At 51.6% G+C, this 24,157-nt stretch carries 26 protein-coding genes and 2 tRNA genes; 18 read left to right on the top strand and 10 right to left on the bottom strand.

Annotation, left to right across the window (positions count from 1 at the left end):
- The first annotated feature begins 26 nt into the window (after positions 1 to 26).
- From ybgF to L9P87_RS08690, 14 genes are all read left to right on the top strand, one after another.
- Positions 27 to 779 carry a tol-pal system protein YbgF gene (gene ybgF / locus L9P87_RS08755; protein WP_237444297.1) on the top strand — a complete coding sequence of 251 codons (753 nt, stop codon included), beginning with the start codon at positions 27 to 29 and terminating at the stop codon, positions 777 to 779.
- Between the two features lie 128 nt (positions 780 to 907).
- Positions 908 to 983 (top strand) — tRNA-Lys (locus L9P87_RS08750).
- 213 nt (positions 984 to 1,196) lie between these two features.
- Positions 1,197 to 1,272 (top strand) — tRNA-Lys (locus L9P87_RS08745).
- Between the two features lie 113 nt (positions 1,273 to 1,385).
- Positions 1,386 to 2,426, top strand: coding sequence for a quinolinate synthase NadA (gene nadA, locus L9P87_RS08740; RefSeq protein WP_237444296.1), 1,041 nt, complete (start codon positions 1,386 to 1,388; stop codon positions 2,424 to 2,426).
- Positions 2,427 to 2,593: 167 nt separating this feature from the next.
- On the top strand, positions 2,594 to 3,031 hold the full coding sequence (locus tag L9P87_RS08735; protein WP_237444295.1) for an SRPBCC domain-containing protein: 438 nt from the start codon (positions 2,594 to 2,596) through the stop codon (positions 3,029 to 3,031).
- A 96-nt stretch (positions 3,032 to 3,127) separates the two neighbouring features.
- Positions 3,128 to 3,991 carry an urease accessory protein UreD gene (locus tag L9P87_RS08730; RefSeq protein WP_237444294.1) on the top strand — a complete coding sequence of 288 codons (864 nt, stop codon included), beginning with the start codon at positions 3,128 to 3,130 and terminating at the stop codon, positions 3,989 to 3,991.
- Between the two features lie 13 nt (positions 3,992 to 4,004).
- Positions 4,005 to 4,307: an urease subunit gamma gene (gene ureA / locus L9P87_RS08725; protein WP_237444293.1), complete on the top strand. Its 303-nt coding sequence runs from the start codon at positions 4,005 to 4,007 to the stop codon at positions 4,305 to 4,307.
- 8 nt (positions 4,308 to 4,315) lie between these two features.
- Positions 4,316 to 4,645: an urease subunit beta gene (locus L9P87_RS08720; RefSeq protein WP_237444292.1), complete on the top strand. Its 330-nt coding sequence runs from the start codon at positions 4,316 to 4,318 to the stop codon at positions 4,643 to 4,645.
- On the top strand, positions 4,638 to 6,341 hold the full coding sequence (gene ureC / locus L9P87_RS08715; protein ID WP_237444291.1) for an urease subunit alpha: 1,704 nt from the start codon (positions 4,638 to 4,640) through the stop codon (positions 6,339 to 6,341). Before L9P87_RS08720 ends, ureC begins: the two co-directional genes overlap by 8 nt.
- A gap of 50 nt (positions 6,342 to 6,391) precedes the next feature.
- Positions 6,392 to 6,886, top strand: a complete 495-nt coding sequence (gene ureE, locus L9P87_RS08710) for an urease accessory protein UreE (RefSeq protein WP_237444290.1) — start codon at positions 6,392 to 6,394, stop codon at positions 6,884 to 6,886.
- The gene (locus tag L9P87_RS08705; protein WP_354001892.1) at positions 6,840 to 7,553 is read left to right on the top strand and encodes an urease accessory protein UreF; all 714 of its coding nucleotides are present in this window, start codon (positions 6,840 to 6,842) and stop codon (positions 7,551 to 7,553) included. Before ureE ends, L9P87_RS08705 begins: the two co-directional genes overlap by 47 nt.
- A gap of 26 nt (positions 7,554 to 7,579) precedes the next feature.
- Entirely contained in the window at positions 7,580 to 8,212 is a 633-nt protein-coding gene (gene ureG / locus L9P87_RS08700) for an urease accessory protein UreG (protein WP_237444288.1), read from the top strand.
- A 126-nt stretch (positions 8,213 to 8,338) separates the two neighbouring features.
- Positions 8,339 to 8,896 (top strand): hypoxanthine-guanine phosphoribosyltransferase, encoded by a 558-nt coding sequence (locus L9P87_RS08695; protein ID WP_237444287.1) that lies wholly within the window; start codon positions 8,339 to 8,341, stop codon positions 8,894 to 8,896.
- Between the two features lie 151 nt (positions 8,897 to 9,047).
- On the top strand, positions 9,048 to 10,286 hold the full coding sequence (locus L9P87_RS08690) for a serine hydrolase domain-containing protein (protein WP_237444286.1): 1,239 nt from the start codon (positions 9,048 to 9,050) through the stop codon (positions 10,284 to 10,286).
- On the opposite strand, the gene L9P87_RS08685 is transcribed toward L9P87_RS08690, so the two are convergent.
- The 10 genes from L9P87_RS08685 to miaB form a co-directional block, all read right to left on the bottom strand.
- The gene (locus tag L9P87_RS08685) at positions 10,281 to 10,706 is read right to left on the bottom strand and encodes a globin (protein ID WP_237444285.1); all 426 of its coding nucleotides are present in this window, start codon (positions 10,704 to 10,706) and stop codon (positions 10,281 to 10,283) included. The genes L9P87_RS08690 and L9P87_RS08685 overlap by 6 nt on opposite strands.
- A gap of 92 nt (positions 10,707 to 10,798) precedes the next feature.
- The gene (locus tag L9P87_RS08680; RefSeq protein WP_237444284.1) at positions 10,799 to 11,323 is read right to left on the bottom strand and encodes a hypothetical protein; all 525 of its coding nucleotides are present in this window, start codon (positions 11,321 to 11,323) and stop codon (positions 10,799 to 10,801) included.
- A 79-nt stretch (positions 11,324 to 11,402) separates the two neighbouring features.
- Entirely contained in the window at positions 11,403 to 12,416 is a 1,014-nt protein-coding gene (gene holA, locus L9P87_RS08675; protein WP_237444283.1) for a DNA polymerase III subunit delta, read from the bottom strand.
- A 6-nt stretch (positions 12,417 to 12,422) separates the two neighbouring features.
- Positions 12,423 to 13,034 carry an LPS-assembly lipoprotein LptE gene (locus L9P87_RS08670; RefSeq protein ID WP_237444282.1) on the bottom strand — a complete coding sequence of 204 codons (612 nt, stop codon included), beginning with the start codon at positions 13,032 to 13,034 and terminating at the stop codon, positions 12,423 to 12,425.
- A gap of 107 nt (positions 13,035 to 13,141) precedes the next feature.
- Complete coding sequence (gene leuS, locus L9P87_RS08665) at positions 13,142 to 15,736, bottom strand: leucine--tRNA ligase (RefSeq protein ID WP_237444281.1); 2,595 nt, start codon at positions 15,734 to 15,736, stop codon at positions 13,142 to 13,144.
- A gap of 218 nt (positions 15,737 to 15,954) precedes the next feature.
- Entirely contained in the window at positions 15,955 to 17,427 is a 1,473-nt protein-coding gene (gene lnt / locus L9P87_RS08660; RefSeq protein ID WP_237444280.1) for an apolipoprotein N-acyltransferase, read from the bottom strand.
- Positions 17,428 to 17,453: 26 nt separating this feature from the next.
- The gene (locus L9P87_RS08655) at positions 17,454 to 18,290 is read right to left on the bottom strand and encodes a CorC family transporter (RefSeq protein ID WP_237444279.1); all 837 of its coding nucleotides are present in this window, start codon (positions 18,288 to 18,290) and stop codon (positions 17,454 to 17,456) included.
- A gap of 61 nt (positions 18,291 to 18,351) precedes the next feature.
- Positions 18,352 to 18,810, bottom strand: coding sequence for an rRNA maturation RNase YbeY (ybeY, locus tag L9P87_RS08650; protein ID WP_237444278.1), 459 nt, complete (start codon positions 18,808 to 18,810; stop codon positions 18,352 to 18,354).
- A complete protein-coding gene (locus tag L9P87_RS08645; RefSeq protein ID WP_237444277.1) occupies positions 18,810 to 19,805 on the bottom strand; it encodes a PhoH family protein in 996 nt (331 codons plus the stop codon). The genes ybeY and L9P87_RS08645 overlap by 1 nt, the downstream gene beginning before the upstream one ends.
- Before the next feature lie 68 nt (positions 19,806 to 19,873).
- Complete coding sequence (miaB, locus tag L9P87_RS08640; protein WP_237444276.1) at positions 19,874 to 21,229, bottom strand: tRNA (N6-isopentenyl adenosine(37)-C2)-methylthiotransferase MiaB; 1,356 nt, start codon at positions 21,227 to 21,229, stop codon at positions 19,874 to 19,876.
- 175 nt (positions 21,230 to 21,404) lie between these two features.
- Here miaB and L9P87_RS08635 point away from each other — a divergent pair, with 175 nt between their 5' ends.
- The 4 genes from L9P87_RS08635 to ruvB all read left to right on the top strand — a co-directional run bounded on the left by L9P87_RS08635 (position 21,405) and on the right by ruvB (position 24,121).
- Positions 21,405 to 21,752 carry a DUF1820 family protein gene (locus L9P87_RS08635; protein ID WP_237444275.1) on the top strand — a complete coding sequence of 116 codons (348 nt, stop codon included), beginning with the start codon at positions 21,405 to 21,407 and terminating at the stop codon, positions 21,750 to 21,752.
- A gap of 134 nt (positions 21,753 to 21,886) precedes the next feature.
- A complete protein-coding gene (gene ruvC, locus L9P87_RS08630; RefSeq protein ID WP_237444274.1) occupies positions 21,887 to 22,408 on the top strand; it encodes a crossover junction endodeoxyribonuclease RuvC in 522 nt (173 codons plus the stop codon).
- Between the two features lie 57 nt (positions 22,409 to 22,465).
- On the top strand, positions 22,466 to 23,086 hold the full coding sequence (gene ruvA / locus L9P87_RS08625; protein WP_237444273.1) for a Holliday junction branch migration protein RuvA: 621 nt from the start codon (positions 22,466 to 22,468) through the stop codon (positions 23,084 to 23,086).
- Between the two features lie 15 nt (positions 23,087 to 23,101).
- Positions 23,102 to 24,121, top strand: coding sequence for a Holliday junction branch migration DNA helicase RuvB (ruvB, locus tag L9P87_RS08620; protein WP_237444272.1), 1,020 nt, complete (start codon positions 23,102 to 23,104; stop codon positions 24,119 to 24,121).
- The last annotated feature ends 36 nt before the right edge of the window (positions 24,122 to 24,157 follow it).

Raw genomic sequence — 24,157 nt, 5'->3', positions numbered from 1 at the left:
ACTGACGTTATATCGAAGAGGGCTAGATGAAAAACAGCATGACTGCCATTATCTCGGCCTTTGCGGGGGGAGTGCTTTTGCACTCCCCTTTTGCTATTGGGCAGATAGAAATTGTTGATGCCACCGCCACCAAACCGATAGAGCAACCTGTTTTAGCAGCCCCTATCAGTCAAAATCAAGGTGGAGCGGAGTTGTTTAACCAGTTGCAGATGTTGCAGCAAGAGGTCATGCAATTGCGCGGTATTGTGGAAGAGCAATCGCATACCATTCGTCAGCTTCAGCAGCAGCGAAAAGATGATTACCTGAGTATTGACCGACGTCTCACTGCGATACAGGGCGGAGCAACAGCAGTCTCACCTGCTACCGCTGTGGTTCCAGCGTCAGGCCAGTCTGCGGGTGCAGGAGAAAAGGCGGCTTATGATGAGGCCTATGGTCTGATTCGGCAACAAAAAATCGAGCAGGCAACGACAGCCTTTGATGCTTTCTTAGTGGCTTACCCAAATGGTAAATACACCCCAAATGCTTATTATTGGGCAGCCGAGTTGTCATTGTTAAAGCCGGATAGCGAAAAGGCCAGGCAGTTATTTGAGCAGCTGATTAGTCAGTACCCGAATGATCGAAAAGCGCCCGATGCCATGTTTAAACTCGGCAAGACATATTATCAATTGGGTGATAAGGCCAAGGCCAAGACTTTGATGGAGGATATTGTAGGCAAGTACCAGGGCCAGTCTCTTCCTACCAGTAAAATGGCTGAGGACTTTTTGCGGCAGCACTATTGATTGTAATAGGCCTTAAGATTGTTGAGTTAGGACAGTTTTAGAGGTCGATTTGTAAATTGTTATTAGAAAGTTGTAAATAGTACTTGTGTTTTTTTCGGCAAAAGGTATTATTTGCGCCGTTCCAACGAGGGTCGTTAGCTCAGTTGGTAGAGCAGTTGGCTTTTAACCAATTGGTCACTGGTTCGAATCCAGTACGACCCACCATATTTTAAAGAGAGGATTTGCCGTCGGGTAAGTCCTCTTTTTTTGTCTGAAATTTAGCAATTTTCCGTGCCGAAACAGACTGAAAAAAGCTCGAATATAAATAGTTGGGCAAACAGCAAGAAAGTACTTGCCAAGGTATAAGCCAGTGGGTAAAATCGCCGCCACTCAACTGAGCGCAAGAATATTTATCTGCAAAGTTAAATTTCGTTATACGGGTCGTTAGCTCAGTTGGTAGAGCAGTTGGCTTTTAACCAATTGGTCACTGGTTCGAATCCAGTACGACCCACCATATTTAAAAAGGGGAGCCTATTAGGCTCCCCTTTTTTGTTGCGTCTGATTATTTTCTCCCGCGATACGGACGTGGTATGATTGCGCCGTCATTCATCGAACTATGTATTTGCTATGTCTGTTATTGAACAACAAAATGATCGAGCCTTGGTCCGAGACTACTTAACGTCTGAGCAGGGTGATAAGCCAACCGCTGAGCAGGATCAGCTGTTGGTGGGGCAGATTAAAAAGCTCCTGAAAGAAAAGAATGCCGCTATTGTTGCTCACTACTATACCTCGCCTATTATTCAGGCGCTGGCTGAAGAGACCGGTGGATGCGTCTCTGATTCTTTAGAGATGGCACGCTTTGGTAAGAACCATGCAGCTGAAACACTGATTGTTGCCGGTGTTAAATTTATGGGCGAGACGGCAAAAATACTGTCACCAGAAAAGCGCATTCTAATGCCGACGCTGGAGGCAACATGCTCACTTGATATCGGCTGCCCGATCGATCAGTTCAATGATTTTTGTGATCAGCACCCCGATAGAACCGTGGTTGTTTATGCCAACACTTCGGCGGCAGTTAAGGCGCGTGCAGACTGGGTGGTCACCTCGAGCATTGCGCTTGAGGTGGTAGATCACCTCGACAGCCTGGGTGAAAAAATCCTCTGGGCGCCAGACAAGCATTTGGGTGGTTATGTGCAAAAGCAGACCGGTGCCGATGTTCTGTGCTGGGATGGCTCTTGTATTGTGCACGAGGAATTTAAGGCGCAGGGCATTGTGGATTTGAAACAGGTTTATCCGGATGCGGCGGTTCTTGTTCACCCTGAGTCGCCAGCCTCTGTTGTGGAGCTGGCCGATATGGCGGGCTCGACGTCGCAGATTATCCGCGCGGCAAAAGAGATGCCGAACCAGCAATTTATTGTCGCTACTGACCAGGGTATCTTCTACAAGATGCAGCAAGAAGTGCCGGATAAAGAGTTGATTGTAGCGCCGACTGCCGGTAGCGGTGCGACTTGTCGCAGTTGTGCCAGTTGCCCGTGGATGGGAATGAACGAATTACAAAACCTGCTGCAGTCACTGGAATTTGGCTTAAATGAGATTCAGGTGGATGAGACCTTGCGGGTTGCTGCGATGAAGCCTTTGCAGCGGATGCTGGATTTTAATGCCGGCTGATATCACTGTCAGGTGATAAAAAAAGCCCGATAACATTGATCTGTTATCGGGCTTTTTTGTCGCCAAAACAGGGGAGTAACACGAAGGATTGCCCTTTTCCTGAGAGTGACTTATGCGTTTAGCATGACCATAATAGTGTCTGAATATAATAAAAAGAAGGGAAGGCCATGGCTGTCGTGATTAATCATCAGATCGATATAGATACCACTACCGAAACCGTTTGGCAGGTGATTACTGATACCAAAAAATACGGTGAATGGAACCCCTTTGTGGTGGCTTGTCATTCGACCCTGGCCGTGGGTTCACCTATCAACATGAAGGTGCGGGTGATGCCATTTTTTGCTCAGCCGCAAAAAGAGACGATTCTTGAACACTTGCCGGGTGAGGCGTTGAGTTACGGTATTAAAATGCCTCTTGGTATGTTGTCGAGTCATCGGCGTCACTGGGTAACAGAGACCGAGCCGGGCAAGGCTTGTTATGTTTCTACTTTCAAGCTCGAGGGCTGGCTGTCTCCTTTGGTTAAGCTGTTCGTCGGCGGCCAACTGCAGCGTGGCTTTAATGAGATGTCGGCGGCCATTGGTCAGCGAGCGCTGCAGCTTAAATAGTTGTGGCAGAGTGATATACGTCATATGGCTAATGACGGTATTTGTATGATGGTGATAAACTATTGTGATTAATAATCAGATAGTTTGGAGCAGGTATTGTCTAACGTTATCGCCCCCGAGCAGCCGCAGTCGTTAACCACGACATGGCCGGCAAGGCTTGAGCTGGTGTTCGAATCTCGTCCCGAAAAAACAGTACTGACGCGTAGCCGGCATTTGGGGCCGCTGCGAGTGCAGCGTGCTTTTTACCCAGAGGGCGGGCGGGCACATATCTACATTCTCCATCCGCCCGGTGGCATGGTCAGCGGTGACGATTTACTGATTGCGGCAGATGCCCGCGATCATAGCCAAGTGCTGCTAACAACCCCAGCGGCGGGTAAGGTTTATCGAGCCCGTGCCAATCAACAATGGCAGCGTCAGGTGATTTCTTTATCGGTGGGCAGTCATAGCTGTCTCGAATGGTTGCCTCAGGAAACCATTATCTTTCAGTCTGCTAATGTCGAACTTAAAACAGAGATCAATCTGGCCAAACAGGGCGATGTGCTGGGCTGGGATATCATTTGTTTGGCCAGACCAAGCTGTGATGAATCCTTTGATAAAGGCACTGTTGTGCTCGATTTAACCATCAAAAAAATGGGGCGCGCCGTGTTGATTGAGAAAACACGGCTTAATGGCGGCGAAGAGGCCTTGGCTGCGCGTTGGGGGCTTTCGGGTAATAGTGTGTTAGCCACCTTTTACGCCACACTGGATTGCAGCGATGATGAGGTTGATGGTTGGCGTCAGCGTTGTGAGGCCAGTGGTATTGAAGGCCGTTTGGCGCTGACATACCGTAAAGGCATATTGATTGGCCGCTATCTCGGTGCTTACGCCGAGCCTGCACGGCAGATGTTTGAACTATTATGGTCACTGATTCGTCAACATCGTGGGCTGGCTCTCTGTCGGCCGCGAATATGGAATACTTAACAAGGGCAATACCGTGGAATTAAACCCAAGAGAAAAAGATAAATTGCTGATATTTACCGCCGGTCTGTTGGCCGAGCGGCGATTGGCCAAGGGCTTAAAGCTCAATTATCCAGAGGCGGTTGCATTGATTACCTGTGCTGTAATGGAAGGTGCCCGAGAGGGGAGGACGGTAGCCGAGATGATGAGCGCCGGTCGTGAGGTGCTGACCGCTGAACAGGTGATGGAAGGTGTTGTCGATTTGGTTGATGAGGTGCAGGTCGAGGCAACCTTTCCAGATGGCACCAAACTGGTGACCGTCCACAATCCAATTGTATAGGTATGGCAATGAAACCAGGAAAAATTGAAACCAAGGGCGGCGATATTGAATTCAATGTCGGCCGTAAGACGGTAGAGTTGGTTGTTGCTAATAATGCCGACCGTCCAATACAGGTGGGCTCACACTACCATTTCTATGAGACTAATGCGGCGCTGAAGTTTGATCGTAAGCTGAGCCTGGGATATCGATTAAATATCATTTCCGGAACAGCCGTGCGTTTTGAGCCCGGTCAGACTCGTACTGTCGAATTGGTTGCGTTGGCCGGACGAAGAGCTGTCTATGGCTTCCGTGGTGAGATACAGGGACTGCTGCAAAAAGAGGGGGCGGGCGATGAGTAAAATGGATCGTACCACCTATGCGGAGATGTTTGGCCCCACCACCGGCGACAGGGTTCGCTTAGCCGATACAGCGCTGTGGATCGAGGTCGAAAAAGATTATACCCATTACGGCGAAGAGGTTAAATTTGGTGGTGGCAAGGTTATTCGTGACGGTATGGGACAGAGTCAGGCGGGCTACGAGTTAACACCGGATACCGTCATTACCAATGTGGTTATTCTCGATTACTGGGGCGTGGTCAAGGCGGATTTGGCGCTCAAGGCTGGGCGTATTGTGGCTATTGGTAAGGCGGGAAATCCTGATATTCAAGACGGTGTCGATATTGAAATAGGCCCCTGCACCGAAATCATTGCCGGAGAGGGGCAAATTGTCACCGCCGGAGGCATCGATGCCCATATTCACTTTATTTGCCCGCAACAGATCGATGAGGCATTGATGAGCGGCGTGACCACCATGATTGGTGGCGGCACAGGGCCGGCGACGGGGACGAATGCGACGACCTGCACGCCAGGTCCCTGGCATATCGGCAAGATGTTACAGGCGGTGGAGTCGGTGCCAATGAATATCGGTCTGCTGGGCAAGGGTAATACGAGCTTACCTGAGGCGTTAGAGCAGCAGGTGCTGGCCGGTGTCTGTGGTTTAAAGTTGCATGAAGACTGGGGTACCACGCCGAGCTCTATCGATACCTGTTTGTCGGTGGCGGAACAGCACGATATCCAAGTGGCTATTCATACCGATACGCTGAATGAATCTGGTTTTGTTGAAGATACGATTAAGGCCTTTGATGGCCGCACGATTCACACCTACCACACAGAGGGAGCGGGTGGCGGTCATGCGCCGGATATCATCAAGGCCTGCGGCTTGGATAATGTACTGCCGTCGTCGACCAACCCAACCCGCCCCTATACCATCAATACGGTGGATGAGCACCTCGATATGTTGATGGTCTGCCATCATTTAGACCCTAAAATTGCCGAGGATGTCGCCTTTGCCGACTCTCGTATACGCAAAGAGACGATTGCTGCAGAAGATATTTTGCATGATTTAGGCGCGTTCTCGATGATTAGCTCCGACTCTCAGGCGATGGGGCGGGTAGGCGAGGTGGTGACGCGGACCTGGCAGACGGCTCACAAAATGAAGCAGCAGCGAGGGGCATTACCAGAGGACAGCGACTGGAGTGACAATTTTCGCGCCCGTCGCTATATTGCCAAATACACCATCAACCCGGCTATTGCGCATGGTATCAGCCACGAGGTGGGTTCTATCGAGGTGGGTAAGCTGGCCGATCTAGTGATGTGGAAACCGGCGTTTTTTGGTGTTAAACCGGCGATGATTATCAAGGGCGGCATGATTGCCGCCGCGCCGATGGGTGATCCTAACGCCTCTATTCCGACGCCACAGCCAGTGCATTTTAGGCCGATGTTTGGCGCCATGGGTAAGGCGGTTAGTCAGACTTCCGTCAACTTTGTCAGCGAGGCTGCGGTGGCTGCTGGCATTGGTGAAAAGCTGGGTTTAGATCGGCGCTTGGTGGCGGTGAAAAATTGTCGCAGTGTCAAAAAGAAAGATATGAAACTGAATGACTACCAGCCCCATATGGAGGTCGACCCAGAAACCTATGAGGTGCGGGCCGACGGTCAATTACTCGATTGCGAACCGGCGACAGCGTTGCCAATGAGCCAATTATATTCGCTGTTTTGATCGGCTATTGCGCGACAAAAAGCAAACAACTCACAGTAGGTGGTAGTGATATGTTGATGTGCCAAGAAGTAGTGGTTGCAGCACCAGAGGCGACGATGCTTATCGTTGATCTCAGTTGGGATCAGCGCAAACGCTCTCGATTTAAGAGTGAGACACGATGTGGTCAGCCCATGGGCTGGATGATAGAGCGGGGCAAGGTACTCAGCGATGGCGATTGCCTGCTGGCTGAGAATGGTCAGCTGATTCTGGTCAAGGCAGCACTGGAAGATGTCTCTGTCGTCCTTACCGATAACCCCTGGCTGTTGGCAAAGGCGGCTTATCATTTGGGTAACCGCCATATGCCGCTGCAGTTGGGTGAGGGCTGGTTACGTTATCAACACGACTACGTGTTGGATAACATGGTGCGAGGTTTTGCCCTTGAGGTAGAGCGGCAGCAACGCCCCTTCCACCCGGAGAATGGTGCCTACGGTAATCATGGTGGTCATAGTCATGGCCATGATGATAGTCATGATCATGGGCAGCAAAGTCATCATCATGAGCACTGATTCACTGGCGCGGTTAAAGCTGATGCAGTTGGTCAGCCCAGCCTTGCCAGTGGGGGCATATGCCTATTCGCAGGGTTTGGAGTATGCCATCGATTGCGGTTGGCTTACCTGTGCAGAGGAGGTCGGTGATTGGTTGCAGGGGGTGATGACTCACGGTTTGGCATTTTTAGATCTGCCGGTGTTGATCCGTTTGCATCGTGCGGTTCAGAGCGGTGATCAGTCGGCTTTTAGTGATTGGAATGATTACCTGTTAGCCAGCCGTGAAACCAAGGAGTTACTGTTAGAGGATAGCCAGTTGGGTGCGGCGCTTAAGCGCTTGCTGAAAAGCCTGAACATTGGCGCGCTGTCTATTACCGGCGGTGAAAAAGAGCTAAGTTTTTGCAGTCTATTTGCCGTCGCAGGCGTCGATGCTGGCATCTCTGTGGAGGCATTGCTCGAGGGTTTTTCCTTTAGCTGGTTGGAAAATCAGGTGCAGGCGGCGACTAAAATTGTGCCGTTGGGGCAAACTGAAGGTCAGCGATTAATGGTACAGCTGATGCCTGCCATCACCGCCGCAGTAACGGATGCATTGGCTATGGATGATGAGCAAATTGGCAATAGTCTAACCGGAGTGGCCATGGCCAGTAGTTGGCATGAGAACCAATATAGCCGGTTGTTTCGTTCGTAAATTAAACACAATTTTTCTTTGAGGTAATGATGACACAGGTTTTACGCATAGGTATTGGCGGTCCCGTTGGTTCGGGTAAAACAGCACTGGTAAAGGCGCTCTGCGGTTATATGGCTGAGCACTATAATTTGGCGGTGATTACCAATGATATCTACACCCGCGAAGATGCCAAGTTTCTGCAGCAACATAAGGTGCTCGATAACGATAGGATTATCGGTGTCGAGACGGGGGGCTGTCCGCACACGGCAATCCGTGAAGATGCCTCGATGAATCTCGCCGCTGTCGATGAGCTGACCGAGCGATTCGACGGTTTGGAATTGGTCTTTGTTGAGAGTGGTGGTGATAACTTAGCGGCGACATTCAGCCCCGAACTATCCGATCTCACCCTCTATGTTATCGATGTTTCGGCAGGGGATAAAATACCGCGCAAGGGGGGACCCGGTATTACCAAGTCAGACCTGTTAATCATCAACAAGATTGATTTGGCGCCGCTCGTAGGGGCATCGCTGGAAGTGATGGACCGTGATGCCAAGAAAATGCGCGGCGATGCACCTTTTGTATTTTCAAATCTTAAAGACGAGACGGGGATTCAGACTATAATTGATTATATTGTCGACAAAGGAATGCTGACGGATAAGCATATCGTGGTGTCAACATAATTTAGATCAACGGCTTATAGTCAATAAGCGGTTAGTTTGACTATTAGGCCAGCTTTAGCATGAATTTTTAAATCGCTCGGGTTATAATCCCGCGCCTCTAAAGTTATCAATATCGAGACCGAGTGCATGAGCCAAGTAAGTGAAATACGCCAAGTAATGGCGGAAGCTGATCTTGTAGTTTCTGAGGAAACAATCAACGCAGCCTATGATAAAATGGCAGCGGAGATTACCGATAAGTTGGCCGATAAAGACCCGATCTTTGTCTGTGTGATGAACGGTGGTTTAGTGACAACCTCTGAAGTGACAAAGCGCTTACAATTTCCTTCGCAGATCGATTACTGCCACGCCACGCGTTATCGTGACGAGACAGTCGGCGGTGAGACTCTGGAGTGGCGCGCAACACCTCAGCGTTCATTAGAGGGGCGCGTGGTGGTTGTGGTTGACGATATTCTTGATGAGGGTGTCACCCTGGCGTCGATTATCGAGTCGTGCAAGGTTCAGGGCGCTGCGGAAATCTATAGCGCAGTGCTGGTCAATAAGTTGCATGACCGCAAAGTCGATAAAGCATTGGTTGGCGATTTTGTTGGTCTGGAAGTAGAAGACCGTTTCATCTTCGGTTGCGGTATGGACTACAAAGGTTATTTGCGTAACCTGCCTGCGATTTATGCCCTCAAAGATCATTGATTTGTAGCCGCTGTTGGTCGCATAAAAAAAACGCCCCACAGGGCGTTTTTTTATGCCTGTCAATAATGCGCAGCTAACCTCTATCGTTATCTTTTGGTGCCGTGTTAAGCTGATGTTAATCACGCCTATAATGAAAAAAAAGATACTGATTATGGTTAAAACAGTTAATAACAGTCCTCGTTTTCAGCTTCATGAAACTCTTGATATTGGTCACAGCAATTGGGATAAATCTGAATATCTAATCGCCAGCCAAAGCCAGATGGTTGAAATTTTCAAGACGCTTGCCGTTGAGCCGGGTGGCGAGGTTGCCGACTTTTCTGTCGCCACCAAACCTTGGCCTGTCGAGGGAATGATTTTTGCGGACCCATTGCTGAGTGGGCGTCAGATCAGCGGCGAACAGTTGCTTAACCGGCGTCTGTTCAATGATGGTTTGATGGTTGTACACCGAGGGCAGCTGGTACATCAATCCTACCGAAATGGCATGGTGGCGGATGATCGTCATGTTATTCACTCCTGTAGTAAGTCTCTGTGTGCGATGATGGTCGCTATTGCTGAAGAGGAGGGGCTATTGCAATTAGGGCGGCGGGTGATCGAATATTTGCCTGCATTTTCTCAGCATGCAGTATGGCAGGATGTCACGGTTCAGCATCTGCTGGATATGCAGGCCGGGATTTTATATAGCGAGGACTATAGCTCTGCGGATGCCCATTATTGGTCGTATACCCGGTCGGCTGGTTATTATCCGCCAACAGAAAAAGACCGTGCAATAGGCGTGCAGCAGTGGATGTTGGAAAATCTAGTCGAGGCACAATACCCTGCTGGCGAGGCCTTTGTGTATAACTCCTGCCTGACCAATGTGTTGGCGATGATACTGGAGGCCATTTATCAGCGGAGCTTTGCCGAGTTGTTCGAACTCAAGCTTTACCGTCATATAGGTGCCGAAAAGGCAGCCTGGCTGAATACCGATAGCAAGGGATTTACCATTATCGAAGGGCAGATTAATCTGTCGCTGCAGGATTTTTGTCGGGTTGCCTTGCTCACCCTTAATAAGGGGGTCAATTATCGTGGCGAGCAAATCGTCCCGGCCTGCTTCTTCGATGACCTAGTGGTAAGCGATGCGTCGTTGAAAAAAGCCTATCAGGCCCACGACCAGGATACTCTTTTCCCCTCTGGTCAGTATCACAATCAATTCTGGGTATTAGAGCCGGAGCAGCAACGATATTCGATGATTGGGATTCACGGCCAGTTTGCCTGGGTCGACCAATCGCGACAGTTACTGGTGGTCGGCCAGGGCTCCTACCCACACCAAGACAGTGCGCTGATGATGAAAACACTGAAAACGCTGTGGCATGGGCTGGCTGATTTCGCCGATAACAGGCCAGTATTATAGTTGTTGGGACGCCTGGTTAATATTGAACCGCATGCCGGCGACAGTATCCTGCCAGGCCTCGTTTTCTGCACTTGTCCACTCATTGCCAAGAGCCGTCTGGATGGTGGCGACATAGGCATCAATGAGACCGAAGTAATACCCCGTGTCTCTGACGTTATAGGTCAGGTGGCGGTAAAGCTCTTCCTCGGTGGCGGTGACGGAGTAATCGGGGTGTTTAACGGCATCCAGTAATGCGTCGCCAACCTTGCAAAACTTAATCAAGCTGACCTTGTTGAGGTCGAAGGGGGCGAAGATTTCTGCCGTTTCTGGGAAGTGCTGGAAGAATGTCGTCATCATCTGCAGAGCCAACTGGTTGGCGTTGCAGCGCTCTTTGGCGCGTTTGATGGAGGCGTCGACAATTTCTGCCTGGTGCTGATACATAATGCTGTCCATAGAATTGAATAGCATTGTTATAGCATTACAGTGAGATGGCGCCCTCGTCTGTAGGGACGAGGGCGCTTGTTTAGAATGAATTAAAGCGCGTTGTTATCACTGCCGATGAACAGGTAAACGCCCCATTCATCTTTGATTACCGCATCGGTTTTGATCAGGTGAGCGCCGATCTTAGCCTTGACAGAATCATTCTTGTAGCGTGTTACCTCGCCGCTTTTTGCCAGTGTTCTGGCCTGCGTCGTCTGCTGCCAATCGTTGCCTAAGCATTGCTCAATACGGCTGTTGAGTGTTTGATAGGCGTTGCTGGCACTCTGCTCCGAAGGGTACATTTTCGAGCAGCTATAGCTCGACTGTCCATCATTCCATACCCAAATACTGCAGGCGTTGGACACAATCTGATAGTTAGTATCGTAGATGGTGAGTTTTTTGTAGTCTTGGCCGGTGCCGCGAATATCTTCGAAACCATGCTGGTATTGACTAATGACTTCCTCGATACCTTCGCAAGGTTTGGGGGTGTAAATTGTGTTCTGGTAAAGCTCACAGCCGCTGGTAAGGAGTATAGCGGCGGTGGCGGAAATGCCGGAGAGTCTTCTTTTGCAGCCCATGATTATCCCTATGCTGATTGGCTTGTGCGTGTATTATTATGCAACAGATAAGCGTCAGAGGTAAACATTGAGGAGGGGCTCAGGGCTGCTGGATGGCGAGCGAGTGACCACAGACGGTTAAAACAAGCAGTGATAGCTCATCCCAAACATTACCCTTTTCTGCTCCCTTAGCCATATTGTCAATGCGTCGACAGTGGTCGAGCGCCCCGAGGCCTTGCCGCTTGCTCATCCGGGATAAGGCTTTGCGATATATTGGCTGGCGTCGGTCAAAGATTCTCAGCTGCTTAAAGCTGGCATTGATGTTAGTGCTGCTGGCCAATTGGACGAGAATGCGAACCTCGCGGGTTAGCGCCCACAGTATCAAAATGACTTCCGCTCCTTCGCCGCGCAAACCATTGAGGACCTTAAGAGCTTCGCCGGGGTTACCCGTGAGCATCCTGTCGCTGAGGTTGAACACAGTATATCGGGAACTGTCGGCAACGACCTGCATCACTGTCTTAGCAGTCACCGTATCACCGTCGACTAATAGTTTGAGTTTTTCTATTTCTTGTACGGCGGCGAGAAGGTTGCCCTCAACTCTGTCGGCCAATAGCTGACAGGCCTCTTGATCAGCCTTGAGTTTGGCCGCATTGAGGCGCTGCTCTATCCATTTAACCAGTTGGTAGCCTTCAATCGGCCAGAGCGTGACAATCCCCCCAACTTTATCAACTAACTTGTAACCTTTACTGCGGCTGGCATTGCTGTCGAGTTTGGCGCTGATTAATAGGATGATGGTGTCGGGATTGGGGTTGTCTAAATAGCTGGCCAAGGCCTTGCCGGCCTGCTCATCAAGCTTGCCTGCCTTCAGCCGAATCTCGATGATTTTACGACTGGCGAACAGCGATAAACTGTTGGCGCTGGTCAGTGTTTCTGCCCAGCTAAAGCTGCTGTCGACATGGTGTAACTCCCGCTCATCAAAACCCTGGCTGGCGGCGACCCGGCGCAGTGCCTCGCCCGCCTCTTGCACTAAGAGTGACTCGTCACCGCAGCACCAATAAATGGGTAATAGGCCAGATTTAGCATGCTGGTCGAACTGGTTTGGGCTCAGTTTCATCGTGGTTTAAGGCTGATCGAAAAACGATGAGTCTGATGTGGCAGCCGGTGGTGTCGGATTCTGTTGTTGCTGTTCCTCGGCCTGCGCTTGTAGCTCTAGCAAGCGTTGGTCGTCGATGGTGGCGAGCTGGTTGACGATGCTGACCGCTAACTGGGTGCGCAAATCACGCAGCAACAGCTCTTTTTCATTATCGGAGGCGATGACGTTATCGGGGTTGTTGTAATAGATTTTCTCAGCATAGACTTTTCGAGGCGGGATCAGTGTTAAGCCCTCGTTGTTAAGCAGAGTGAATTCGACCACCATCGTCAACTCATACTCGCTGGTCCTTGCCTGAGCATCGTAGCCAACGCTGCGCTCATCTTCCTTGACTTCGATAAAGGCGAGTTCGTAGGCGGTGCTGTCGGTGATGTCGGCGACATTGATATCGTAAAGAGTGAAGCTGCGTTTGATTTGCTCGATAATCGGGCCGCGAGTTTTACCGGTGAGCTTCAAGTTGGTAATAGGCTCTGCAATATCGACATTGCCGCGTAATTGGAAGCCGCAGCCGGCAAGTAGAGTCAAGGTAAGAACAACGGTGGCGAGGCCTATGTTGCGTAGACTCTTGGTCAATGTGTGCATGCAGAATCCTATGCGTTGCTGTCGTGTTAGGTTAAGTCTTTGTGTTCAATAGAAGACTGTAGCAACTGCCGGTAAATGCTGGCAAGCAGTTACTACAGATAGCGACGCTAGCCGACAACGATGTTGACCAGCTTACCCGGTACCACAATGACCTTGCGAACGGCCTTGCCATCCATGAAGCGCTGGACGTTCTCATCGGCCAAGGCGATAGCCTCAAGCTGCTCCTTGCTGGAGTCGGCGCTGACGCTTAGCTTTGAACGTACCTTGCCATTGACCTGAACAATCAATGGGATATTGGCCTGAACGAGTGCGGCCTCATCGACGGTGGGCCAGTGGGCGTCGACCACGGCGCCCTCATGCCCTAAGGCATGCCACAGCGCGTGGCTGAGGTGGGGCGTTATAGGCGATAGCAACAGGGTTACCGCTTCCAGCGATTCGCGAATAATAGCGGAGTTTTGGCCGCCATCTTCCTTGAACTTGCTGGTGTCGTTGACTAATTCCATCACCGCAGCGATCGCAGTATTAAAGGTTTGTCGACGGCCACAGTCATCGCTGACCTTGGCAATGGTCTGATGGATTTTGCGACGCAGACCCTGTTGCTTGTCGTTCAAGCTGTCGATGTCGAGGGCGACTTGATCATTTTGCACGTGGCTGTAGGCAAGACGCCAAACACGTTTGATAAAGCGGTTGGCGCCTTCAACGGCAGAGTCAGACCACTCCAGGGTCTGTTCTGGGGGCGCAGCAAACATGGTGAAAAGGCGGACGGTGTCGGCGCCGTAAATTTCAATAGCGTCCTGTGGATCGATGCCGTTGTTTTTTGACTTCGACATCTTGGTAACGCCACCGGCAATAACCGGCTGTCCATCGGCAATCAAGGTGGCAGTGGCGATGCGTCCTTTCTCATCGCGCTCTACCTTAACATCGGTTGGGGCAAACCAGCTCTTGCCGCCGTTGTCTTCTTCACGGTAATAGGTCTCGGCCAATACCATGCCCTGACAAAGTAGACGCTTGAAGGGCTCGTCACTGTTTACCAAGCCTTCGTCTCGCATCAGCTTGTGGAAAAAGCGGGCGTACAGTAAGTGTAAAATTGCGTGTTCGATGCCGCCGACATACTGGTCGACAGGCAGCCAGTAATTGGCCTGCTCAGGGTCGAGCATCATGTCGTTGACGTTCTTACAGGTGAAGCGGGCGTAGTACCAGCTCGACTCCATAAAGGTGTCGAAGGTATCGGTCTCGTGTTCTGCCGGCTGACCATTGTACTCTGTTTTACGCCACTCAAGGTCGCTCTTGATCGGTGAGTTAACACCGTCCATGACCACGTCGGTTGGCAGCAATACTGGCAGGCGATCCATGGGTACTGGGATTTCGCCACCCTCAGGCAGGTTCAGCATGGGAATGGGCGTGCCCCAATAGCGCTGGCGGCTGACACCCCAGTCACGTAAACGGTAGTTGGTAGTTGTCTCGCCCTTGTTGTTAGCGATAAGCACTTGGGAAATTGCGTCGAAGGCGGCATCGAAGTCGAGTCCGTCAAACTGACTGGAATTTACCAAAATACCTTTCTCGGTATAGGCTGCTTGCTCGAGATCGATGTCACTGCCATCGGCGGGCTTGATCACCTGGGTGATCGGCAGCTGGTAGGCCTTGGCAAATTCGTAATCGCGTTGGTCGTGCGCAGGAACGGCCATGACGGCGCCAGAGCCGTAATCCATTAACACATAGTTGGCGACCCAGACAGAGACCTCTTCTCCGGTAATGGGGTGGAGGGCTTTGAGGCCGGTATCCATGCCTTTCTTTTCCATCACCGACATATCCGCCTCGGAGACAGATTGAGTCTTGCACTCGGCGATAAAGTCGGCCAGGGCGCTGTTGTCCTCGGCCAGCTTTAAGGCTATCGGGTGCTCGGCGGCCAGACTGACGTAGGTCACGCCCATAATGGTGTCGGGGCGGGTGGTGTAGACATCGAAGCCGTCGGCAACGTTGGCAATTGGCTGCTGCAGGGCGAAGTGCATGGTAATGCCTCGGCTCTTACCAATCCAGTTGCGCTGCATCTGCTTGACCTGATCCGGCCACTCATCCAGCTGATCGAGATCGTTTAGCAGTTCATCGGCGTAATCGGTGATTTTAATAAACCACTGCGGAATTTCTTTGCGCTCGACCAGAGCACCTGAGCGCCAGCCGCGGCCATCGACAACCTGTTCGTTGGCTAATACGGTCTGATCGACGGGATCCCAGTTAACGGTGGCCATTTTCTTATAGACCATGCCCTTCTCGTACAGGCGGGTGAAAAACCATTGCTCCCAGCGATAGTAGTCAGGCTTACAGGTCGCTAATTCGCGGCTCCAATCATAGCCAAAGCCCAGACTTTTGAGCTGGGTCTTCATGTAGGCGATGTTTTCATCGGTCCACTTGGCCGGTGCGGTATTGTTGTTCATCGCAGCGTTTTCGGCGGGTAGGCCGAAGGCATCCCAGCCCATTGGCTGAAGGACATTTTTGCCGAGCATACGCTGATAACGAGTGATCACGTCGGTAATGGTGTAGTTGCGGACATGGCCCATGTGCAGCTTACCACTGGGGTAAGGGAACATGGCCAGGCAGTAGTACTTCTCTTTGCTGTCGTCTATGTCGACTTCAAAGCTTTTGCTCTGCTCCCAGTATTGTTGAGATTGAGCTTCGAGTTTTTTCGGAGAATATAGTTCTTCCATCGTACCGTTCTTCTGCTAGGTCGCACGTAGGCGGAGAATAACAACACAGCTAATTAGGCTGAAACAGCTGTGCGGATAATAAAAATTTGGGGCGTAGGATACCGCAGCGACAGGGCTCAAGCCACCTTATATGGCCAAACTAGCGTGCATTATTTAACGATCAGCAACGATATTGGTTTGCTGGCGATGATATTGCCGCTGCGGGCGGCAATTCACTGCTATTGAACAGCGCTGCCCAGCCTCGCCCAGGGTGTCGTGCCCTGCATGATATCGACGCTGCCGGTCAATGTTTGATGCTGGAATTGTTCGCTTTGCTGCACGATTCTGCCGCGGTGATCGATGATGGCAGAGACACCATTATTGGTGGCGCGTAACATCCAGCGACCGTTTTCCAAGGCGCGCATTTGCGCCATCTGCAGGTGCTGCAGCGGCCCGATTGAGGCGCCAAACCAGGCGTCATTACTAACGGTGAGCAAGAGGTCGCTATTGGCGGCATGGCGCTGCGATAAATCGGGATAGACTACTTCGTAGCAGATCAATGGCAGCAGTTTAGCCTGGTCGGTGATCAGTAATGACTGATTGCTGTCGCCGGGACGAAAGTTTGACATCGGCATGTCGAAGAAATCGATCACTCCACGCAGGACTGATTCCAGTGGTACGTATTCGCCAAAGGGCACCAGTCGCTGTTTGAAGTAGATCGATTGTTCGGCGCCACTGGCGACAATGCTGTTGTGAAAAATCGTCCGCTGTTTACCGTTATCAGTAATGTTGCGTCGATAGGGAATACCGGTTATCAGCGTGCTGTTATGTTGCCGAGCCTGTGCCGACATGGTTTTGAGAAAGGGCTTGGCGCGCTGGTAGAGCATGGGCACGGCGGCCTCGGGCCAGATCACTAAGTCGTGTCCCCACACCTTGGCGCTGTCATCGGCCAGCAGTTTGAGGGTCGGCTGTAATTGTTCCGGCCGCCATTTTAGCTGCTGTGGAATATTGGGCTGAATCATCGCCACGCTCAATGTCTTGCCGCTCGGTTTGACCCATTCGATGCTGTTGAGCCAATAGCCACCACCCCAAATAAGGCACAGCGAGGCAATAGCATACAGTTGCTGCGCCGCATTTTTTTGGGTTTGCAGCATCAGGGCTATCGCGCCGGCGGTCAGCGTTGTTGCCAGGGTTGCCGCCCATACGCCACCGATTGGCACCCAGCCAGCAAGAGCGGTGTTGAGGTGGCCATAACCGAGGTAGAGCCAGGGGAAGCCGGTCAGAAACCAGCTTCGTAGCCACTCGCCAAAGAGATACAGCAGGGGAAAGATAATGGCGCTACCCAGCGGGAGGGCGCGGCTCCAGCGAATATGAATATAGGCTGGAATCATGTAGAACAGTGCTAGCACGAGGCAGAATAATAGGGTGAAAAATGCCGCGAGGACAACAGGGGCATTACCGTATTCGTGGATGCTGACGTAGACCCAAGACGCACCGCCGATGAACAGGCCAAAGCCGTAGCAATAGCTTCGCCACAGACCTTGTTTTAGCTCGACCTTGCTAAGACCGGCAATCAAACCCGTGACCGCGATAATGCCGGCGGGCCAGAAATCGAAGGGGGCGAAAGAAAGAGTGACGGCGGCGCCGCAGAGAAAGGCAATAAAATGGCCGAGCCTGCCCGGCCGAGTGATAATCTGAAGGAGTTTTTCCACGCTGTCTCTCTGTCGTAGGCTCTGGCTTAAGGGGTGGTGACCGACAGAGTTTCTATGCGGCGGCCATCGGCCTCGATAACTTGAAATTCGAAGCCCTCGATGACAATCTTATCGTTGATCTCAGGCAGGCGGCCAAAGCTCTGACTGACGAGGCCGCCAATGGTGTCGAACTCCTCATCGCTGAAACCAGAGTCGAAGGATTCGTTGAAATCCTCAATGCTGGTAATCGCCTTGACGAGAAAGTTATTGTCGTCGATGTTGTGGATTTCTTCTTCTGTCTCAGTATCGTACTCGTCTTCGATGTCGCCAACGATTTGCTCCAGCACATCCTCGATGGTAACAAGACCAGCAACACAACCATACTCGTCGATGACCACGGCCATGTGATTACGGTTCTCGCGGAACTCGCGCAGCAACACATTGAGGCGTTTACTTTCGGGTACAATATAGACCGGTCTGATGACCGATTTTAAATTGAAGTCTGAATCGCGTTTAAGTAATTGGGGGAGCAAATCCTTGGCCAGCAAAATGCCGAGAATATCGTCGCGGTCCTCGCCAAAGACGGGAAAGCGAGAGTGAGAGGATTCGATGACCATTTCGAGCGTGTCTTCGATGCTGGAGTCACCGGCAATAGAGACCATTTTTGTACTGGGAATGAGGATGTCGCGAACTTTCTGGCGAGAGACTTCCATCGCACCTTCGATAATGCTGAGGGCGTCGGCGTCGATGATCTCGTTTTGTTCTGCTGAGCGAATTTGTTCGCGCAGATCGTCGCTGTTTTTTGCTTCGGGTGAAAAAATATCTGTTAGTTTTCCGATCCAGGATTTCTCGTCTGGATCGTTGCTAGATCGTTCTTCGCTCATTCGGTTTGTCTAATCTCTCTCTTGTTGAATTATTCAGATCAATGAATATGGCTAAAGTAACCTAAATATCGTCGTGGCGATAGGGGTTTGCGTAGCCTAACTGTGTCAGCAGCAAGGTTTCCAGCGACTCCATAGCGTCGGCCTCTTCATCATCAATATGATCATAGCCCAGCAGGTGGAGTGTGCCGTGAATGACCATATGAGCCCAGTGAGCCTCGCAGGTCTTCCCCTGTTCCATGGCCTCATGCTCGACGACTTCGGCGCTGATAATAATGTCGCCCAGCAGAGGGATGTTGAGCTCTGGCGGCAAGTCGGCGGGAAACGACAGCACGTTGGTGGTCTTGTCCTTGCCGCGATAGGTGTTGTTGAGTTCGCGTACCTCGGCGCTGTCGGTAATGCGCAGGGTCAGTTCTGCCTGTTCACGGCGATCACCAATGGCGGCATCGACCCAGCGTTGAAACAGCGCCTGCTCCGGCACGGCTTGCTCGATAACGATTTGTAGGTCGAGGTCGGCCGACATCAGGATGACTCTTCTGAGTGGTCGTCATAGGCTTCGACAATGCGCTGCACCAGCGGGTGGCGAACCACGTCCTTGCTTTCGAAGTGGGTAAAGCTAATGCCCTTAACCCCATCTAATACATCGATGGCATGACAAAGACCGGATTTGGTGCCCCGGGGCAGGTCGATCTGAGTGATGTCACCGGTGATGACGGCGGTGGAGCCAAAACCTATGCGGGTCAGAAACATCTTCATCTGCTCGCGGGTGGTGTTTTGGCTCTCGTCGAGAATGATAAACGAGTTGTTCAGTGTGCGGCCACGCATAAAGGCCAGAGGCGCAATCTCGATAACGTTGCGCTCAATCAGCTTGGCGACTTTCTCGATGCCAAGCATCTCATACAAGGCGTCATAAAGCGGACGAAGGTAGGGGTCAATTTTCTGCGCTAAATCGCCGGGGAGAAAGCCGAGTTTCTCGCCCGCTTCGACCGCTGGGCGCACCAGCATAATTCGGCGAACCTCATCCTGTTCCAGCGCCTGTGCTGCCGCGGCGACGGCAAGAAAGGTCTTGCCGGTACCGGCGGGGCCGATGCCAAAGTTGATATCGTTCTTGTTGATCGCGTCGACATAGCGTTGCTGATTACCACCGCGAGGCTTGATAATCATCTTCTTGGTCTTGACCACGGTGCCGCCATCGAGTTCGTCGATGTTGTCGCCGTTATTGATTTCGAGCAGCGTCTCCATGCCGGATTCCTGCAGATACAAGTGGACCAGTTCAGGGCTGATGTCTTGCTGCTGTTGTGCTTCTTTATGCAGTTGCTTCAGTAGCTGGGCGCAAACCCTGACTTGATCCGGGCCGCCATGGATTGAAAATTGATTGCCGCGATTGTGAATGCGAACGCCAAGTCGCTGTTCTACTTGGCGGAGATTACAATCGAGTTGGCCGCAGAGGTTAGCGAGTAACTGAGGAGTGTTGGGCTCGAGGGTGACGCGTTTTTCGGTAGCTGTAAATGTGTTCAATGCGGGCTGTACCTCAAATGGACGGGCGGCTGTCAGTATTTAGACAGCCGCCGCAAGAGTCGGTTCCGTTAGCGGGCGGGTCGGTCTAGCAACGTGCCGCGAAGAGAGTTGGCGTAGGCGTCATTGATGGTGACATCGACGAACTTACCGATGATGCTGTGATCGTCGGCCTTGAAGTTAACCACGCGGTTGTTTTCGGTACGGCCCTGGAGCTCGCCGGGGTCTTTTCTTGAAACCCCTGTCACCAGCAAGGTCTGTTCGCTGCCAACCATGCGACGGCTGATTTCCATCGCCTTTTGGTTGATCCGTTGTTGTAGTATCGCCAGGCGTTCTTTCTTGGTCTCCATTGGAGTGTCGTCGATCAAGTCGGCGGCAGGGGTGCCTGGACGGGCGCTATAGATGAAGCTGAATGACATGTCGAAGCCGATATCGCCAATCAGATCCATGGTGTCTTGAAAGTCTTTTTCAGATTCGCCGGGGAAGCCAATGATGAAGTCTGAGGACATCGATATGTCAGGACGGATTTTACGCAGACGGCGGATCTTAGACTTGTACTCGATCGCCATATGGTTGCGTTTCATCAACGCTAAAATACGGTCGGATCCACTCTGTACCGGCAGATGCAGGTGGCTGACCAATTCCGGCACGGTGGCGTATACGTCAATTAGGGCGTCACTGAATTCTGTCGGATGTGAGGTGGTGTAGCGAATGCGATCGATACCGGGAATAGCGGCAACAAAGGTGATCAACTCAGCGAAATCGATGATTTCGCCCTCGTGGTTATCACCACGATAGGCGTTCACGTTTTGACCCAATAGATTGACCTCGCGGACACCCTTGCCGGCGAGAATGGCAATCTCTGCGATGACATCGTCGAAGGGGCGGCTGACTTCTTCGCCGCGGGTATACGGCACGACGCAGAAGGTACAGTACTTTGAGCAGCCTTCCATAATTGACACAAAGGCTGATGGACCGTCGACCTTCGGTTCAGGCAGGCGGTCGAACTTCTCGATCTCTGGGAAGCTGATATCGACCACGGCTTTCTTGTTTAGGCTGGATTTTGATGCGTCGATCATTTCCGGTAGGCGGTGTAAGGTCTGCGGGCCAAAGATTACATCGACAAACGGGGCGCGTTTGCTGATGGCGTCACCCTCCTGTGAGGCGACACAGCCACCGACACCGATGACTAAATCGGGGTTGGTTTCCTTCAGCGAACGCCAGCGCCCGAGCTGATGGAAGACTTTCTCCTGGGCCTTTTCCCGTATAGAGCAGGTGTTCAGCAATAAGACGTCGGCCTCGGCCTCGTTATCGGTGACAACCAGTTTATGGCTCTCACCCAGCAAGTCACTCATGCGGGCAGAATCATACTCATTCATCTGGCAGCCGTGGGTTTTGATAAAGAGTTTTTTGACCGTCTCGGACATCGTAATACCTTAAAGCTAAATATGCGGCAAAAATGACCGCAGTAATTTTCAATAGAGCCGGACATTATACCAGTGCTTCCACGGCTAAATCAGCCTATTTTGAATATCATCTGTGATAGTATCGCTTTTGTCCTCAGGGATTTTCAAACCACCTCGCCAACACAGAGTTGTATACATGTCTTCGTTGTCCGTTTATAAAATAGTTTTCCTCAGCCACGATCAACTCATCGAGCTTTATGCGCGCGCTATTTTTGAAAGTGATATGCCCGGTTTTATTGAGGTTGAAGAGTTTGTATTCGATAATATAAATGGCGAAAAAACCGACGTAGAAGAAAAGCTTAAGGCAGAATTCAGTGGAGTTAAGCGCAGTTTTCTCCCGATGCATAACATCGTGCGCATCGATGAAGTCGAGAAAGAAGGTGAGGTAAAGGTTCGAGATGCCGAACGTAAATCGGCCAAGGTAACGCCTTTCCCGCAGCGTTTGGCGGTGCGTAATCGAGAGCCGCAGGACGGCGAAGATTAATACAGTTGTTGTATACAAAAACACCGCCGCCGGCGGTGTTTTTACTTGTGCGATCTACAGGCGGTGAATAACAGGGCTGGCAATTCCCAAAACTACTGGCATAATAACCAGTAGTTTTTAATATTGAGAAGCATATGGCGCTTATTCTTGGCATAGATCCAGGTTCACGGAAAACCGGCTTCGGCATTATCAACAGTGTCTCCGGTCGTCATGAATATATTACCAGCGGCATAATACGCCTGCCTGAAGCCGAGCTCCCCGAGCGCCTTAAAATTATATTCGAAAGTGTGACTGAGTTGATCGAACAATATTGCCCGCAGCAGGTGTCTATTGAACAAGTCTTTATGGGCAATAATGCCAGCTCGGCGCTGAAACTAGGCCAGGCACGCGGCGCAGCCATTGTAGCGGCGGTGACCCAGGACTTACCAGTGGCAGAGTATTCGGCCCGGCAGATCAAACAATCAGTGGTGGGCAGTGGCGGTGCCGATAAGGCGCAGGTTCAGCAGATGGTGAAAACGCTGCTCAAGCTGCCAGCGGCCCCGTCGGAAGATGCCGCGGATGCGTTGGCGGCAGCCATGTGCCACGCCCATTCTCAAGCCAGTATGATTGCCATGGCCGGTGCCGCACGCAAGTACCGCAACGGTCGGTTACGATAACTAACACATCATAAATCAGCGCCAGCGCCCCTTGGACACAACAGGATAAAAGCAAACATGATCGGTCGGATACGCGGTATTTTAGTAGAGAAGCAGGCGCCAGACTTGTTGGTCGATGTTGCCGGTGTGGGTTATGAGATGCAGGCGCCACTGAACACCTTTTTTAAATTACCGCTGCTCGGTGAAGAGGTGGTGCTATATACCCACTTCAGTGTCAGCGAGAATGCCCAGAGCCTGTATGCCTTTAGTCAGCGACAGGAGCGAGAGCTTTTTCGGGTTATTATCAAGGTCAGCGGTGTCGGACCCAAGCTCGGCTTGGCCATTCTCTCTGGCATGGGGGCCGAAGAATTTGTCTCGATTATTCACGCCGGTGATGCCTCTGCCCTGGTGAAACTACCGGGCGTCGGCAAAAAAACCGCCGAGAGGCTGGTGATTGAAATGCGAGACCGCCTAAAGACTTGGCAGGCGGCCCCGGCGCCATTATTTGATGGCAAGATGGTGCAAACCGAAGATGCCACGGCGAACATCAATCAGTTAATAGCCGATGCCGAGAGCGCCCTGGTGGCGCTGGGTTATAAACCGACCGATGCGGCCAAGGCGATTAACAGTGTCGTCGATGACGGTGTATCCTCATCGGAAGAACTGATAAGAATGGCGCTGAAAGGAATGGCGAAATAACGCCGGGCAACCCTTATGATAGAAACTGATCGTTTAATTAGCGCCGAGCGGGCGCCAGTGGAAGAGCGTGAATCGATTGATCGCGCTATTCGACCTAACACGTTGGCCGAGTATGTTGGCCAATCGGCGGTTAAGGAGCAGATGGAAATCTTTATCGATGCTGCTCGCCGTCGTGACGAACCGTTAGATCACACCTTGATCTTTGGCCCCCCAGGATTGGGCAAGACCACGTTGGCCAATATTATTGCCAGTGAAATGGGGGTGGCACTGAAAACCACCTCGGGCCCGGTGTTAGAGAAAGCCGGTGACTTGGCTGCGATCATGACCAACCTTGAGCCGGGGGATGTCTTGTTTATCGATGAGATACATCGCCTGAGTCCCAATATTGAAGAGATTCTCTATCCTGCGATGGAGGACTATCAACTCGATATTATGATCGGAGAAGGGCCAGCAGCACGTTCGATCAAGCTGGATTTACCGCCTTTTACTCTCGTCGGTGCCACCACCCGCGCCGGCTTGCTAACCTCACCATTACGTGATCGCTTTGGCATTGTTCAGCGTCTCGAGTTTTACAATACCGCAGATCTCACCAAGATTGTCACCCGTTCCGGCGCCATTCTCGAGATGAATATTGATCACGAGGGCTCGGAGGAGGTGGCTAAGCGATCCCGGGGTACACCGCGGATTGCCAATAGGTTGCTGCGTCGGGTGCGAGATTATGCCGAGGTCAAGGCTGAGGGGCGAGCACACAGAGCGGTGGCCAATGCGGCACTGAACATGCTCAATGTGGATAAGTCGGGTTTCGATCATCTTGATCGTCGTTTGTTGCTAACCATGATCGATAAGTTTAGTGGCGGCCCTGTCGGTGTCGACAACTTGGCAGCCGCCATAGGCGAGGAGCGCGACACCATCGAGGATGTGCTTGAGCCTTATTTAATTCAGCAGGGCTTTTTAATGCGCACGCCTCGCGGTAGAGTGGTGACTCGTAGCGGTTATGATCATTTTGATCGTGCTGCCGAGTTTAAAGAGCGCTAAGCTGAGTCGTTATTGTATTAAGCAGTAGAGTGGGGC

The organism is Sinobacterium norvegicum (genome assembly GCF_923077115.1).
In the GTDB taxonomy this organism is placed as follows: Bacteria; Pseudomonadota; Gammaproteobacteria; order Pseudomonadales; family Sinobacteriaceae; genus Sinobacterium; species Sinobacterium norvegicum.
Note: the sequence above shows the minus strand (reverse complement) of the source record. Positions and strands in the feature narration are given on the sequence as shown.

Coding starts and splice junctions, on each gene's coding strand:
- nadA (WP_237444296.1), top strand. CDS start 1,386: ATGTCTGTTATTGAACAACAAAATGATCGAGCCTTGGTCCGAGACTAC.
- ureE (WP_237444290.1), top strand. CDS start 6,392: ATGTTGATGTGCCAAGAAGTAGTGGTTGCAGCACCAGAGGCGACGATG.
- L9P87_RS08705 (WP_354001892.1), top strand. CDS start 6,840: ATGATAGTCATGATCATGGGCAGCAAAGTCATCATCATGAGCACTGAT.
- miaB (WP_237444276.1), bottom strand. CDS start 21,229: ATGTCCGAGACGGTCAAAAAACTCTTTATCAAAACCCACGGCTGCCAG.
- ruvC (WP_237444274.1), top strand. CDS start 21,887: ATGGCGCTTATTCTTGGCATAGATCCAGGTTCACGGAAAACCGGCTTC.
- ruvA (WP_237444273.1), top strand. CDS start 22,466: ATGATCGGTCGGATACGCGGTATTTTAGTAGAGAAGCAGGCGCCAGAC.
- L9P87_RS08690 (WP_237444286.1), top strand. CDS start 9,048: ATGGTTAAAACAGTTAATAACAGTCCTCGTTTTCAGCTTCATGAAACT.
- L9P87_RS08720 (WP_237444292.1), top strand. CDS start 4,316: ATGAAACCAGGAAAAATTGAAACCAAGGGCGGCGATATTGAATTCAAT.
- ureG (WP_237444288.1), top strand. CDS start 7,580: ATGATGACACAGGTTTTACGCATAGGTATTGGCGGTCCCGTTGGTTCG.
- L9P87_RS08680 (WP_237444284.1), bottom strand. CDS start 11,323: ATGGGCTGCAAAAGAAGACTCTCCGGCATTTCCGCCACCGCCGCTATA.
- L9P87_RS08685 (WP_237444285.1), bottom strand. CDS start 10,706: ATGTATCAGCACCAGGCAGAAATTGTCGACGCCTCCATCAAACGCGCC.
- ybgF (WP_237444297.1), top strand. CDS start 27: ATGAAAAACAGCATGACTGCCATTATCTCGGCCTTTGCGGGGGGAGTG.
- ybeY (WP_237444278.1), bottom strand. CDS start 18,810: ATGTCGGCCGACCTCGACCTACAAATCGTTATCGAGCAAGCCGTGCCG.
- L9P87_RS08695 (WP_237444287.1), top strand. CDS start 8,339: ATGAGCCAAGTAAGTGAAATACGCCAAGTAATGGCGGAAGCTGATCTT.
- holA (WP_237444283.1), bottom strand. CDS start 12,416: ATGAAACTGAGCCCAAACCAGTTCGACCAGCATGCTAAATCTGGCCTA.
- ruvB (WP_237444272.1), top strand. CDS start 23,102: ATGATAGAAACTGATCGTTTAATTAGCGCCGAGCGGGCGCCAGTGGAA.
- L9P87_RS08635 (WP_237444275.1), top strand. CDS start 21,405: ATGTCTTCGTTGTCCGTTTATAAAATAGTTTTCCTCAGCCACGATCAA.
- ureC (WP_237444291.1), top strand. CDS start 4,638: ATGAGTAAAATGGATCGTACCACCTATGCGGAGATGTTTGGCCCCACC.
- L9P87_RS08670 (WP_237444282.1), bottom strand. CDS start 13,034: ATGCACACATTGACCAAGAGTCTACGCAACATAGGCCTCGCCACCGTT.
- leuS (WP_237444281.1), bottom strand. CDS start 15,736: ATGGAAGAACTATATTCTCCGAAAAAACTCGAAGCTCAATCTCAACAA.
- L9P87_RS08655 (WP_237444279.1), bottom strand. CDS start 18,290: ATGAGCGAAGAACGATCTAGCAACGATCCAGACGAGAAATCCTGGATC.
- L9P87_RS08735 (WP_237444295.1), top strand. CDS start 2,594: ATGGCTGTCGTGATTAATCATCAGATCGATATAGATACCACTACCGAA.